A 13,015-nucleotide genomic window follows, 5' to 3' on the forward strand; every position below is an offset into this window, starting at 1 on the left:
GAGCGCTCCTCGCAGGAAACACTCCGGTTACGACCCCTTGACACCGGTGGAGGCCCCCAGCAGACTCTGCGACACCTGGGAGCGCTCCCAGATCGGCTCCCAGCAGTGAGAGCGCTCATTCCCGTCAACAAGGTGGTTGGACACGTGAGAACGATCCGGAACGGCCTGGTCCTGGCACTGGGCATCACGATGACGGCGCTCGGCGCCACGGCCTGTGGTGGCGGCGGTGACGAAACGCCCCCCGCCGCGGGTCCGAACGAGCACGTCGACCTGACGCTGGCGACGTTCACCGAGTTCGGCTACGAGGCCCTCATCCCGGAGTACGAGCGGCTGCACCCCAACATCAAGATCACCCACCGCAAGACCGGCCAGGGCGGCCCCTACCACGAGGACCTCGTCACCAAGCTCGCCGCCGGCTCGGGTCTCGCCGACGTGACGGCGCTCGAAGAGGGCCACCTGTCCGACTTCCTCGACAAGGGCTCGAAGTTCAACGACCTGAGCAAGATCGGGCCGGCCGACGCCTCCCCCGACCGCTGGCTGAACTGGAAGTACGAGGCCGCCAAGACCAAGGACGGCAAGCTCATCGGCTACGGCACCGACATCGGCCCGCTCGCCATGTGCTACCGCAAGGACATGTTCAAGGCCGCCGGGCTGCCGGACGACCCCGAAGCGGTCAAGCCGCTGTTCGCCACCTGGGACAGCTACTTCGCCGCCGGCGCGGACTTCGTCGGCAAGTCGGGCGGCAAGGCCTGGTTCGACTCGGCCGCGCAGAACTTCAACGCCATGGTCAACCAGCTCCCCCAGGGCTACATCGGCAGCGACGACAAGCTGGCCGTCGAGAACAACCAGGGCATCAAGGACGCCTGGACCAAGGTCACCGACGCGGTCGCCAAGGGCGAGTCGGCCAAGCTCACCGCGTTCAGCAACGAGTGGAACACCGGTTTCAAGCAGGGCGCGTTCGCCACGAAGGTGTGCCCGGCCTGGATGCTCGGCGTGATCAAGGAGCAGGCCGGTCCCGAGAACGCCGGCAAGTGGGCGGTCACCGCGGCCTTCCCCGGCGGCGGCGGGAACTGGGGCGGCTCGTACCTGACCGTGCCGACGCAGTCGAAGCACCCGAAGGAGGCCGCCGAGCTCGCGGCCTGGCTGACCGCGCCGGAGCAGCAGATCAAGGCGTTCCAGGCCAAGGGCACCTTCCCGAGCCAGGTCAAGGCCCTCTCGGACCCCGCGCTGCTGAGCAAGACCGACGACTACTTCGGCGGCACGAAGGTCGGCGAGCTGTTCGCCGAGCAGGCCAAGAAGGTCCAGAAGCCGCAGTACAAGGGCCCGGGCGACGGCCAGATCCAGGAGAACGCGTCCAGCCCGGCCCTGCAGGCGGTCGAACAGGGCAAGTCGGCGGCCGACGGCTGGAACCAGATGGTCGACGCCGCGAAGAAGATCACGCGCTGAGCCGATGACCGTCCTCGACAAGGTCGCGCCGGAAGGGAGTAAGGCCGGGGAGCGTGTGTCTCCCCGGCCCACCTTCCGTCACCGGTTGAGCCGGTGGGACGTCAAGGTCTCGCCGTACCTCTACATCGCGCCGTTCTTCATCCTCTTCGGGATCGTCGGGCTGTTCCCGCTGCTGTACACCGCGTACGTCTCGCTGTTCAAGTGGGAGGCCGGCGCCGACCAGCCCGACTTCATCGGCGTCGACAACTACAAGGAGCTCTTCGCCGACGCGCAGTTCTGGAACGCGCTGACGAACACGATCAGCATCTTCCTGCTCTCCAGCATCCCGCAGCTCGTCATCGCGGTGCTGCTGGCGGCGCTGCTCGGCTCCCGGCTGCGCGGCGCCACGGGCTGGCGGGTCGGCATCCTGCTGCCGTACGCGGCCAGCCTCGTGGCCATCGGCATCATCTTCGCCAACCTGTTCGGCCCGAAGTACGGGCTGGTCAACGGCGTGCTGCAGACCATCGGGCTGGACCCGGTCGACTGGCAGGCCAGCCGGTTCGGCAGCCACGTCGCGATCGCGATCATGGTGAACTGGCGCTGGACGGGCTACAACGCCCTGATCGTGCTGGCGGCCATGCAGGCCATCCCGAAGGAACTGCACGAGGCGGCCGTGATCGACGGTGCGGGCACCTGGCGCCGCTTCTGGAACGTCACACTGCCCCTGCTGAAGCCGACGCTGGTCTTCGTCACCATCACCTCGACGATCGGCGGTCTGCAGATCTTCACCGAGCCGAAGCTGTTCGACGCCATGCCCGGGTCGAACAACGGCGGTTCCACCAACCAGTTCCAGACCGTGACGCTGTACCTCTACCAGACGGCGTTCCAGAACGCCGATCTCGGCTACGCCTCGGCGATCGCCTGGGTGCTGTTCGTGATCATCGTGCTCATCGCGCTGGTGAACTTCTTCCTCACCGGCCGGATCGCACGTCCCCAGGCGGTGAAGAAGAAATGACGACACTCCAGAGTGACTCCCCGAAAACGGGAATGCGGCAGAAGGTCGCCACGCTCGGCAAGCCACGCAAGGCGACCTACTTCGTGCTGGCGATCTTCGTGCTCGGTTCGCTGTTCCCGTTCTACTGGTCGTTCCTGGTGGCCAGCCGCGACAACGGGATGCTCACCGAGCGCATCCCGCCGTTCGTGCCCGGCGGCAACTTCTTCGCCAACGCCGCGCGGGTGTTCGACACCGTGCCGTTCTGGAAGGCACTGGCCAACAGCGTCATCGTGTCCGGCACGGTGACGCTGACGACGGTGCTGTTCTCGTCGCTGGCCGGGTTCGCCTTCGCGAAACTGCGGTTCCGCGGGCGCGACAAGCTGTTCGTGTTCATCGTCGTCACGCTCGCGGTGCCCACCCAGCTGGGCATCATCCCGCTGTTCATCGCGATGTCCGAACTGGGCTGGGCGGGGAGCCTGACGGCGGTGATCGTGCCCAACCTGGTCACCGCGTTCGGCGTGTTCTGGATGCGGCAGTACACAGTGGACGCACTGCCGTACGAGCTGATCGAGGCCGCCCGCGTCGACGGCTGCAGCATGATCCGGATCTTCTGGAACGTCTGCCTGCCCGCCGTGCGCCCGGCCGCGGCGATCCTCGCGATGTTCACGTTCATGATGTCGTGGAACGACTTCCTGTGGCCGCTCGTCGTGCTGGACGCCGGCAACCCCACCGTCCAGGTGGCCCTGGAAAAGCTGCAGAGCGGCTACTACGTCGACTATTCGCTCGTCCTGGCCGGCACGACCCTGGCCACCATCCCCATCCTCATCGTCTTCGTCCTCCTCGGCCGCCAGATCGTGGCCGGGATCATGCAAGGTGCCGTGAAAGGGTGAACATGTCCGTACATCCCGACAGCGTTCGGGCGGAGACCGCGTTGATGTTCCCGCCTGGCTTCGTCTGGGGCGCCGCCACGGCGGCGTTCCAGGTGGAAGGAGCCACCACGGCCGACGGGCGCACCGACTCGGTCTGGGACGTCTTCGCCCGCCGTCCGGGAGCGGTCGTGGGCGGCGACACCGGCGACCCGGCGGCCGACCACTACCGGCGGTACTCCGAGGACGTCGCCCTGATGCGGCGCCTCGGCCTCGGCGCCTACCGCTTCTCGCTGGCGTGGCCGCGGGTGCGGCCGGACGGCGGCGCGCCCAACGAGGCCGGGCTCGCCTTCTACGACCGGCTCGTCGACTGCCTCCTCGAGGCCGGCATCCAGCCGTGGGCGACGCTGTACCACTGGGACCTGCCGCAGGCCCTGGAGGAGAAGGGCGGCTGGACCTCGCGCGACACCGCGTTCCGGTTCGCCGAGTACACCGAGACGGTGCTGGCCAAGCTCGGCGACCGCGTCGCCAGCTGGTCGACCCTGAACGAGCCGTGGTGCGCGGCGATGCTCGGGTACGCGGGCGGCATCCACGCGCCCGGCCGCACGGACCACCCGGCCGCCGTCGCCGCGACGCACCACCTGCTGCTCGGGCACGGGCTGGCGATGGACATCATCCGGCGGCACGCCCCGGGCACGCCGGCCGGGATCACGCTGAACCTGTACCCGGTGGCCCCGCACGACCCGGCGAACGTGGCCGACGTCGCCGCGTGCCGCCGGATCGACGGCCTGCAGAACCGGCTGTTCCTCGACCCGGTCCTGCGCGGCGGCTACCCGGACGACCTGGTCACCGACCTGGCGCCGTTCGGGCTGGGCGAGGTGGCCAAGGACGGCGACGCGGCGATCATCGCCGCGCACGTCGACTGGCTGGGCGTGAACTACTACCGCGACTACCGCGTCGCGGGCCGCCCGGTGCCGGGCAGCGAGCCGGCGGGCCCGGAGTGGGTCGGCGCCGGCGACGTGCACTTCGTCCCGGACCCGGCGGCGCCCCGCACGGACTCCGGCTGGGAGGTCCAGCCGGCCGGGCTGACCGAGTCCCTGCTGCAGGTCCACCGCGGCTACCGCCAGGTGCCGCTGTACATCACGGAGAACGGCGCGGCCTACCCCGACGTCGTCGGCGACGGCGGTGACATCGTCGACACCGACCGGGTGGCCTTCCTGGACTCCCACCTCCGGGCGGCGCACGACGCCATCCAGGCGGGCGTCGACCTGCGCGGGTACTTCTACTGGTCGCTGCTCGACAACTTCGAGTGGGCCGAGGGGTACGCGAAGCGGTTCGGCCTGGTCCACGTCGACTACGGGACGCAGCACCGCACCCCGAAGCGGAGCGCGCACTGGTACGCCCGGGTGATCGGCCTCAACGGCCTGGGCTGAGCCCGCATCCGTGAAGGCCACCGGCGCGGGTGGCCTTCACGGCGACGCCGAGGGGAACGGCCGGGCCTGGTGCACACCGGGCCCGGCCGCCGGCGTGTGGGAGCCGGGCCGGAGCGCCGGGGCCCGGGTGCGGCTCCGGCCCGGCTCCCGCTCGCACGGAGTTGCGCGCCGGTCGGCACCGGCCGCCGGGTCCGGGTGCCGGGCCTGGGCCGCCCGGTCGGCACCGGCCGCCAGGCCCAGGTCGCCGGGCTTGGCCGCTGGGCCGTTGCCCCGGAGCCATGGGGCTGCTCCCGGCCCGACGCCCGCTCCCCAGCCACGATCCGGCTCGTGCTCGCCCCGGTTCCAAGCTCCCGCGCCCCCACCCGCCGATCCCACCCCGGCCAGGGGCGTGCATTCGGTCGTTCGCGTTGCCAGACTGGCCGGTATGGGACTGCGCAGCGAAGCTTGGTTCAACAACCCCGCCGACCCCGGGATGACCGCGCTCTACCTCGAGCGGTACATGAACTGGGGGCTCACCCGGGAGGAGCTGCAGTCCGGCAAGCCGATCATCGGCATCGCCCAGACCGGCTCCGACCTCACCCCCTGCAACCGGCACCACCTGCAGCTGGCCGACCGCACGCGCGAAGGCATCCGCGAGGCGGGCGGGATCGCGATCGAGTTCCCGGTGCACCCCATCCAGGAGACCGGCAAGCGCCCGACCGCCGCCCTCGATCGGAACCTCGCCTACCTCGGCCTGGTCGAGACGCTCTACGGCTACCCCATCGACGGCGTCGTCCTGACCACCGGCTGCGACAAGACCACGCCCGCGTGCCTGATGGCCGCCGCGACCGTCGACCTGCCCGCGATCGTGCTGTCCGGCGGCCCCATGCTCAACGGCTGGCACAACGGCGAGCGCACCGGGTCCGGGACCATCGTCTGGAAGGCGCGTGAGCTGCTCGCCGCCGGCGAGATCGACGACGCCGGGTTCATGGAGCTCGTCGCCTCCTCGGCCCCGTCGCCCGGGCACTGCAACACCATGGGCACCGCTTCGACGATGAACGCGCTCGCCGAGGCGCTCGGCATGAGCCTGCCCGGCTGCGCCGCCATCCCCGCGCCGCACCGCGACCGCGCGCGGATGGCCTACCTGACCGGACGAAGGATCGTCGAGATGGTGCTCGAGGACCTCAAGCCGTCGGACATCCTGACCCGCGAGGCGTTCGAGAACGCCATCGTCGTCAGCTCGGCGATCGGCGGCTCGACCAACGCGCCGATCCACATCGGCGCGATCGCCCGGCACATCGGCGTCGACCTGCCCCTCGACGACTGGCAGCGCCTCGGCCACGCCGTCCCGCTGCTGGTCGACCTGCAGCCGGCGGGCAAGTACCTCGGCGAGGAATTCCACCGGGCGGGCGGCGTCCCCGCCGTCGTGCACGAGCTGATGCGGCACAGCCTGATCCACGAAGACGCCCGAACGGTCAACGGCCGCACGCTCGGCGAGAACTGCCGCGACGCCGAGGCCGGCGACCGGGACGTCATCCGCACCTTCGACACGGCCCTCACCGCGGACGCCGGGTTCCTCGTCCTCAAGGGCAACCTCTTCGACGCCGCGATCATGAAGTCCAGCGTCATCTCGCCGGAGTTCCGCCGGCGCTACCTGGCCGGTGGCGTCTACGAAGGCACCGCGGTCGTGTTCGACGGCCCGGAGGACTACCACGCGCGCATCGACGACCCGGACCTCGGCGTCGACGAGCACACGCTGCTCGTGATGCGCGGCACCGGCCCGCTCGGCTACCCGGGCTCCGCGGAGGTGGTGAACATGCGACCGCCGGCGGAGCTGATCAAGCGGGGCGTGCACGAGCTGCCCTGCCTCGGCGACGGCCGCCAGTCGGGCACGTCGGGGTCGCCGTCGATCCTCAACGCCTCCCCCGAAGCCGCGGCGGGCGGCGGGCTCGCCGTGCTGCGGACCGGCGACCGGGTGCGGATCGACCTCGCCGCGGGCACCGCGGACGTGCTGATCCCCGACGAGGAGCTCGCGCTGCGCCACAAGGAGCTGGCGGAGGCGGGCGGCTACCCGATCCCGGACTCCCAGACGCCGTGGCAGGAGATCCAGCGGTCGATGGTCGACCAGCTGTGCGACGGCATGGTACTGCGCCCGGCCGTGGCGTACCAGCGGATCGCGGCGACGAAGGGCATCCCCCGGGACAACCACTAGCTTTCACGAGAAAGTGCCGCTTTGAACGGGAGGCGAGCGGGTATCTCTGCGGTAGCCGAGGCGAGGAGGCCCCCATGCTGCCGGAGCGAGAACGCCACGCCCTCCGCGAGATCGAGGCGGAGCTGCAGGCGAGCGACCCCGCGTTCGCCGCCGCCCTCAGCGGCGGCCGCACCCCGCGCGAAGCCAAGCGGTGGAACCTGCTGCTCATCCTCTCCGACGTCACGGCGGTGGTGATGCTGCTCGTCGGCCTGTTCGCCAGGGACGCCGCGCTCGTGCTCTGGGGCACGGTCGGCGCGGGCGCGCTGGTCGCGTGGCACATCGCGCGCGCCGAGTCGGTCCGGGAGTCCACAGAGGACGGCGCCGCGCCGGCGGCGGGCCCGCGCTGAGCCCCCGTTCCACAGTGGACTAACCGGCCGCCTTCACCGCGCCCGCGACCGCCTCCGCCATCGCGGGCACCAGCGCCTCGTCGAACACGCTCGGCACGATGTGCCCCGGCGCCAAGTCCTCGCCCACCACGTCCGCCAGGGCGTGGGCCGCGGCGAGGAGCATGTGCGCGGTCACCCGCGGCGCACCCGAGTCGAGCAGCCCGCGGAACATGCCGGGGAAGGCCAGCACGTTGTTGATCTGGTTGGGCCGGTCGCCGCGGCCGGTGGCGACGATCGCGGCGTGCCGCGCCGCCGCCTCGGGATCGACCTCCGGGTCCGGGTTGGCCAGCGCGAACACGATCGCGTGATCCGCCATGGCGGCGAGGTCGTCCGGGTCGAGGACGCCACCGGCGCTGACGCCGACGAACACGTCCGCGCCGCGCACGGCGTCCTTCAGGTCCCCGGTGGTACCGCCGGTGTTGGTGTTCTCGGCGAGCCAGCCCTTCTCGCCGGTGAGGTCCCGGTCCTGGTGCAGGGCGCCTTCGCGGTCACAGACCACGATCCCCTCGGACCGGTAGCCGGCGCGCAGCAGCAGCCGGGCGATCGCGCTGCCCGCCGCGCCGGCCCCGGCGATGACGACCGACGTCGTCCCGGGCTCGCGGCCGGTGAGCTTCAGCGCGTTGTGCAACGCGCCCAGCACGACGACCGCGGTGCCGTGCTGGTCGTCGTGGAAGACCGGGATGTCGAGCTCGTCGTGCAGCCGCCGTTCGACGGTGAAGCACCGCGGGGCGGCGATGTCCTCGAGGTTGATCGCGCCGAACGACGTCGCGAGGTCCTTGACCGTGCGGACCAGGTCGTCGGGCTCGCGGCTGACCGGGCAGATCGGCCACGCGTCGACGTCGGCGAACCGCTTGAGCAGCGCCGCCTTGCCCTCCATCACCGGCAGCGCCGCGGCCGGCCCCTGGTCACCGAGCCCGAGCAGGGCGGACCCGTCGGACACGATGGCAACCGAGTTGGCCTTGACCGTCTCCCTGGCGAGCAGCGACGGGTCGGCGGCGACCCGCCTCGCCTGGTCCGCGACGCCCGGCGTGTAGTGCTCGGCCAGGTCACCGGCGGTGTCCAGGGCGACGCGGGTCGCGACCGCCACCTTCCCTCGGCTGCGCGTCATACCCTTCGGGTACCCGCGCGGCCCGGGTGGGAATCAGTCGTAGGACAGCGCCTCGACGAGCTCACCGGCCGTCGGGTTCGACAGCGCGCGGGCGACGTCGGCCTGCGCGACGATGCCGACCAGGTCGTGCCCGTCGATCACCGGGAGCCGGCGGACGCGGTGCTCGGACATGGTCCGCAGGATCTCCTGGGCGTCGTCGTCCGCGCCGATCGTGACGACCTCGCCCTGGGCCAGCTCGCCGACGTGGACCGCGCGCGGGTCCTTGCCCTCCGCCAGGACCTTCACCACGATGTCGCGGTCGGTGATCATGCCCTTCAGCCGGTTGTCCTCGCCGCAGATCGGCAGGGCGCCCACCTGCTTCTGCGCCATGGTGACCGCAGCGTCGTGCACGGTGTCCGACTCGCGGGCGCAGGTGGCGTCCGACGTCATGATGTCGCGTGCGGTGGTCATCGTGATCTCCTTTCGTTCCGGTGCGGTGCGGTTCGGCTACCCCCGCCGGGCAGGTTTACTCGACGGGTGCAGGGGGAATTTCCCGGCACATGCCGGATCCCCGCGGAGCCGAGCCGCCGGACACCACCGACATCGACCGCCTGCGGTCGGCGGCGTCCGGCTGCCACGGCTGCCCGCTGTACAAGGACGCGACCCAGACCGTCTTCGGCGAAGGCTCGCCAGGGGCGAAGATCCTGGTCGTCGGCGAGCAGCCGGGCGACAAGGAGGACGTGGCGGGCGAGCCGTTCGTCGGCCCCGCCGGCAAGCTCCTGGACAAGGCGTTCGAGGAAGCCGGCTTCGACCGCGGGTCGCTGTACGTCACCAATGCGGTCAAGCACTTCAAGTTCAAGCGCGACGAACGCGGGAAGCGCCGGATCCACCAGAAGCCGGGCCGCACCGAGGTGGTCGCGTGCCGCCCGTGGCTGCTGGCGGAGCTGCGCGCGGTCCGCCCCGAGCTGGTGCTGCTCCTGGGCGCCACGGCCGCGCAGTCGTTGCTGGGCCCGAAGTTCCGCCTCACCGCCCACCGCGGCGAGCCGGTGGACCCGCCCGAGGAGCTGGCCGAGCTGGTCCCCTCAGCGGTGGCTACGGTCCACCCGTCGGCGGTCCTGCGGGCACCGGACCGGGACGAGGCTTACGCGGCCTTCGTCGCGGACTTGAAGGCGGCGTGCAAAGTCCTCGGCTGAGCGCGGCGTCCTCGGCTGAGCGGCCGCGGGGGCACCCCTGCCCCACACCCAACCCAAGCTGCGGGCCCTGTTCGACAGGCTCGCCCGCCACGGAACACTGCCGGTCGCGGTCGCCCGCGCAGCCGACACCAGGTCGCCTACCTGCCTGGCCCGGCCATGCGCCGCGTCGCCGGCCGCTACCCGGGACGCGTTCATCATCGCCGACGCCACCGGCTCCCTGCCGCACACGCTCCGACCAGTCGAGGTCGGCGACGAGGCCTTGGCCGAACCGGCGGCGCTGGTCGGGTTCGACGACCTGGCCGGCGAGGCCACCCGGATCACCAACCGCATCCGCGGTCTGCTCACCGGCATCCCCCGCCCTCGAACGGTCGACCGGCCCGCGGATCAGCCAGCCCACGGTGCCGGAAACCCTTCTCGCGCAGCGGCGGCCCAGCCGGCATCACCAAGGTGAGCCGCCGCAAACTCACCGCGATCGCCAAGGGCCCGCACCGGCGAGCAGTCGGCCGGGGCGATCATGGCCGCCTTGAGCGAACAGAGCGTCACCGTTGCGGGAACCACAGTCGCGGACGCGCACTTGGCCGCCTACGCCGGCATCTGCCCCGTAACCCGCTTCCGGGCGCCACCGGCGGCCCGCCCCTCAGCCGAGCTTCTTCAGCGCCGCTTCCGCCGAGCCGGCGTGCTCGTCCAGCGCCCGCCACGGATCTTCCTTCCGCGCCAACCTCGCCTTCTCCTTCGCCGGGTTCCACCCGTCCGGGTCCGCCTTGCCCAGCTCGCGCCAGTCGAGCGGGGTGGCGGCCGCCGCGCCGGGGCGGGCTCGCAGGGAATACGGGGCTACGAACGTCTGGGCGTAGCCGTTGCGGTTGGCGTCCAGGAAGATCCGGTCACCGCGCTTGTCCTTGCGCTGGGCCGTGGTCAGGCGGTCCGGGTCGTCCGCCGCCACGCTGTCGGCCAGTGCGCGGGACAGCTCCAGCACCACCGCCGTGTCCGACTTCGCGTCCAGGGGCGCGAGGATGTGGAAGCCGCGGCCGCCGGTGGCCTGGACGAACGCCGTCAGCCCGACCCGCTCGTAGTGGTCGCGGATCCGCCGCGCGACCGCGCGCAGCTCGGCGACCGGCGTGCCGTCCGGCGGGTCGAGGTCGAGCACCAGCCGGTCCGGCCGCTCCGGCGCGTCCACAGTAGACAGCCAGACGTGGAACTCCAGGGTGCCCTGCCGGGCCAGGTAGTCCAGCGTCTCGGCGTCGTCGCAGACCACGTACTCGTCCGTGCCGCCGCCGCGCCGGGGGACGCGCTCGACGCGGACCGAGTCCGGGAAGTGCTCCCCCGGGTGCTTCTGGAACCAGCCCTGGCCCCCGATGCCGTCCGGGAAGCGCCGCAGCGTCAGCGGGCGGCCGCGCAGGTGCGGCAGCATGACGTCGGCGACCGCCCGGTAGTACTCGACGACGTCGCCCTTCGTCAGCTCGTCGTCCGGGTAGTACACCTTGTCCGCGTGGGAAATCTCCTCGGTCACGCCCGCTCCCGCACCACGTCCGCCGCCTTCTTGTCCTCGCGCAGCCCGGCGAACCGCGGGTGCCGCAGCCGCCCGTCGCGCGTCCACTCGGAGAAACCGATCTGCGCCACCAGGTCCGGCCGGACCCAGTGCGCGCCGCGTTCCCCGACCGTTCCGGCGAACGGCGAACGCGCCGTCTCCCGTTCGCGCAGCCGCGCGTGCAGCGACGCCAGGAGCTGCTCGTCGAACCCCGTGCCGACCTTGCCGGCGTACTTCAGGACGCCGTCCTCGTGGTAGCCCAGCAGCAGCGCGCCGAAGCCGTGGCGCGCGCCCTGCGGGTCGGTGAACCCGCCGATGACGAGCTCCTGTCCCTGCGCGCACTTGAATTTCAGCCAGTCGGGTGACCGCCCGTGGTGGTACGGCGCGTCGGCCCGCTTCGCGATGACGCCCTCCCAGCCCCGCCGGCAGGCCTCCTCGAAGAACTTCTCCCCCTCGGCGTTCCGGTGCGCCGACAGCCGGAGCGGGTCCCCGAAGTCGAACGCGTCGCGCAGCAACGCCTTCCGCTGCCGCAGCGGCAGCCCGGTCGTGTCCTGGTCGTCGAAGTACAGCAGGTCGAACAGGTAGTAGTAGACGCGCACGCCGGTGGCCCGGGCGCGGTCCGGGTCGCTCACGTGGATCCGCGGCTGCAGCGCGGCGAAGCTGGTGCCGGCCCCGTCGAACGCCACGATCTCGCCGTCCGCGACGAACCGCGGCCCGCCCTGGGCGGCCAGGGCTTCGACGAGCTCCGGGTAGGCGTTGTCCATCACCTTGTGGTTGCGCGAATACAGCGTCGGCGCGCCGCCATCGCGCACGCAGATCGCGCGGACGCCGTCCAGCTTGCGCTCGAAGATCCAGTCCTCGTCGGAGAACCGGCGATCGGTGAGCGTGGCCAGGGTCGGCTCGCGCCAGCCTGGTCCGGTCACGACGCCTTCAGCGCCTTCTCCAGCTCGGCGCGCGTCATCTTCGACCGGCCCTTCACGCCCTGCTCGCGGGCCAGCTTGTCCAGGTCCGACTTGGACAGCTCGGCCAGGTCGTCCTGCGGCTGCTTCTTCGCCTTCTTCTTCGGTTCCTTGCCGCCGCCCTTGCGGTTCTTCACGCTGCGCGACAGCGCCTCGAACAGGTCGACGACGTCGGCCGAGGGCTCCGGCGGCTCTTCGTGGGCGATCTCCTTGCCGGCCTTCTTGGCCTTGATCAGCTCCTCGACGCGCTCGGAGTACTCGTCGCGGTAGTCCTCGGGCTTCCACGGCGCCGTCATCTCGTCGACCAGCGCCATCGCCATGTCGAGCTCCTTCGGACGTGGCTTCGGCAGCTTCGGCAGCTTGCCCATGACGTCCTTCGGCTTCCGCAGGTCGGCGACGAAGTGCAGGGTGTTGAGCACCATGACGTCCTCGCCGGCGCGGATCGCCGCGAGGTACTCCTTGCCGCGCAGCACGAACTTGGCGACCCCGGCCTTCTCGCTGCGGTCCATCGCCTGCAGCAGCAGGCCGTACGCCTTGGCGAAGTCCTCCTTCGCCGGCTTCAGCCAGTACGTCTTGTCGAAGAACCACGGGTCGATGTCGTCGAGCTCGACGAACTGCTCGATGTCGATCCGCCGGGACCGCTCGGGCGCGATCTCGTCCAGCTCGTCCGGTTCGACGAGCACGTGGTCGCCGCCGCCGACGTCGTAGCCCTTGACGATCTCGTCCTGCTTGACCTCGTCGCCGGTCCGCTCGTTGATCCGGCGGTTGCGGATCCGGTCGGACGTCCCGCGTTCGAACTGGTGAAAGTGGATCGTGTGGTCCGCCACCGCCGGGTACAGCTCCACCGGAACGGTGACCAACCCCAGGCTCAGCGCGCCGCTCCACACCGGTCTAGCCATGTCGACCTCCTCACCGGC

12 protein-coding genes and 1 pseudogene are annotated in these 13,015 nt (G+C 71.2%); 8 read left to right on the plus strand and 5 right to left on the minus strand.

Annotated elements, in window-relative coordinates; genetic code table 11:
• Positions 1-144 precede the first annotated feature (144 nt).
• The 6 genes from ACH54P_RS07010 (at position 145) to ACH54P_RS07035 (ending at position 7,295) form a co-directional block, all read left to right on the plus strand.
• On the plus strand, positions 145-1,446 hold the full coding sequence (locus ACH54P_RS07010; protein WP_489911507.1) for an ABC transporter substrate-binding protein: 1,302 nt from the start codon (positions 145-147) through the stop codon (positions 1,444-1,446).
• A 4-nt stretch (positions 1,447-1,450) separates the two neighbouring features.
• The gene (locus tag ACH54P_RS07015) at positions 1,451-2,440 is read left to right on the plus strand and encodes a carbohydrate ABC transporter permease (RefSeq protein WP_489911508.1); all 990 of its coding nucleotides are present in this window, start codon (positions 1,451-1,453) and stop codon (positions 2,438-2,440) included.
• Positions 2,441-2,472: 32 nt separating this feature from the next.
• Complete coding sequence (locus tag ACH54P_RS07020) at positions 2,473-3,309, plus strand: carbohydrate ABC transporter permease (RefSeq protein WP_489916343.1); 837 nt, start codon at positions 2,473-2,475, stop codon at positions 3,307-3,309.
• Positions 3,310-3,353: 44 nt separating this feature from the next.
• Positions 3,354-4,718 (plus strand): GH1 family beta-glucosidase, encoded by a 1,365-nt coding sequence (locus ACH54P_RS07025; protein ID WP_489911509.1) that lies wholly within the window; start codon positions 3,354-3,356, stop codon positions 4,716-4,718.
• Between the two features lie 424 nt (positions 4,719-5,142).
• Positions 5,143-6,909, plus strand: a complete 1,767-nt coding sequence (locus ACH54P_RS07030; protein ID WP_489911510.1) for an IlvD/Edd family dehydratase — start codon at positions 5,143-5,145, stop codon at positions 6,907-6,909.
• Between the two features lie 74 nt (positions 6,910-6,983).
• Positions 6,984-7,295 carry a DUF3040 domain-containing protein gene (locus ACH54P_RS07035; protein WP_489911511.1) on the plus strand — a complete coding sequence of 104 codons (312 nt, stop codon included), beginning with the start codon at positions 6,984-6,986 and terminating at the stop codon, positions 7,293-7,295.
• Between the two features lie 19 nt (positions 7,296-7,314).
• On the opposite strand, the gene ACH54P_RS07040 is transcribed toward ACH54P_RS07035, so the two are convergent.
• Together ACH54P_RS07040 and ACH54P_RS07045 are read right to left on the minus strand one after the other, a co-directional pair.
• Positions 7,315-8,442 (minus strand): NAD(P)-dependent malic enzyme, encoded by a 1,128-nt coding sequence (locus ACH54P_RS07040; RefSeq protein WP_489911512.1) that lies wholly within the window; start codon positions 8,440-8,442, stop codon positions 7,315-7,317.
• 33 nt (positions 8,443-8,475) lie between these two features.
• Positions 8,476-8,892 (minus strand): CBS domain-containing protein, encoded by a 417-nt coding sequence (locus ACH54P_RS07045; RefSeq protein WP_489911513.1) that lies wholly within the window; start codon positions 8,890-8,892, stop codon positions 8,476-8,478.
• 89 nt (positions 8,893-8,981) lie between these two features.
• Between ACH54P_RS07045 and ACH54P_RS07050 the strand changes: the two genes are divergently transcribed.
• A complete protein-coding gene (locus ACH54P_RS07050; protein ID WP_489911514.1) occupies positions 8,982-9,614 on the plus strand; it encodes a UdgX family uracil-DNA binding protein in 633 nt (210 codons plus the stop codon).
• Between the two features lie 37 nt (positions 9,615-9,651).
• Positions 9,652-10,203 (plus strand): annotated as a pseudogene (locus ACH54P_RS07055) (IS110 family transposase); the annotation flags it as partial.
• A 48-nt stretch (positions 10,204-10,251) separates the two neighbouring features.
• Here the strand turns inward: ACH54P_RS07055 and ligD (ACH54P_RS07060) are convergent.
• From ligD (ACH54P_RS07060) to ku, 3 genes are read right to left on the minus strand one after another with little or no spacing between them, the layout of a single operon-like run.
• Entirely contained in the window at positions 10,252-11,121 is an 870-nt protein-coding gene (gene ligD, locus ACH54P_RS07060) for a non-homologous end-joining DNA ligase (RefSeq protein ID WP_489911515.1), read from the minus strand.
• The gene (gene ligD / locus ACH54P_RS07065; protein WP_489911516.1) at positions 11,118-12,062 is read right to left on the minus strand and encodes a non-homologous end-joining DNA ligase; all 945 of its coding nucleotides are present in this window, start codon (positions 12,060-12,062) and stop codon (positions 11,118-11,120) included. The genes ligD (ACH54P_RS07060) and ligD (ACH54P_RS07065) overlap by 4 nt, the downstream gene beginning before the upstream one ends.
• Positions 12,059-12,997: a non-homologous end joining protein Ku gene (gene ku / locus ACH54P_RS07070; RefSeq protein WP_489911517.1), complete on the minus strand. Its 939-nt coding sequence runs from the start codon at positions 12,995-12,997 to the stop codon at positions 12,059-12,061. The genes ligD (ACH54P_RS07065) and ku overlap by 4 nt, the downstream gene beginning before the upstream one ends.
• Positions 12,998-13,015: the final 18 nt, after the last annotated feature.

The organism is Amycolatopsis sp. N2S4-7, from assembly GCF_058119595.1.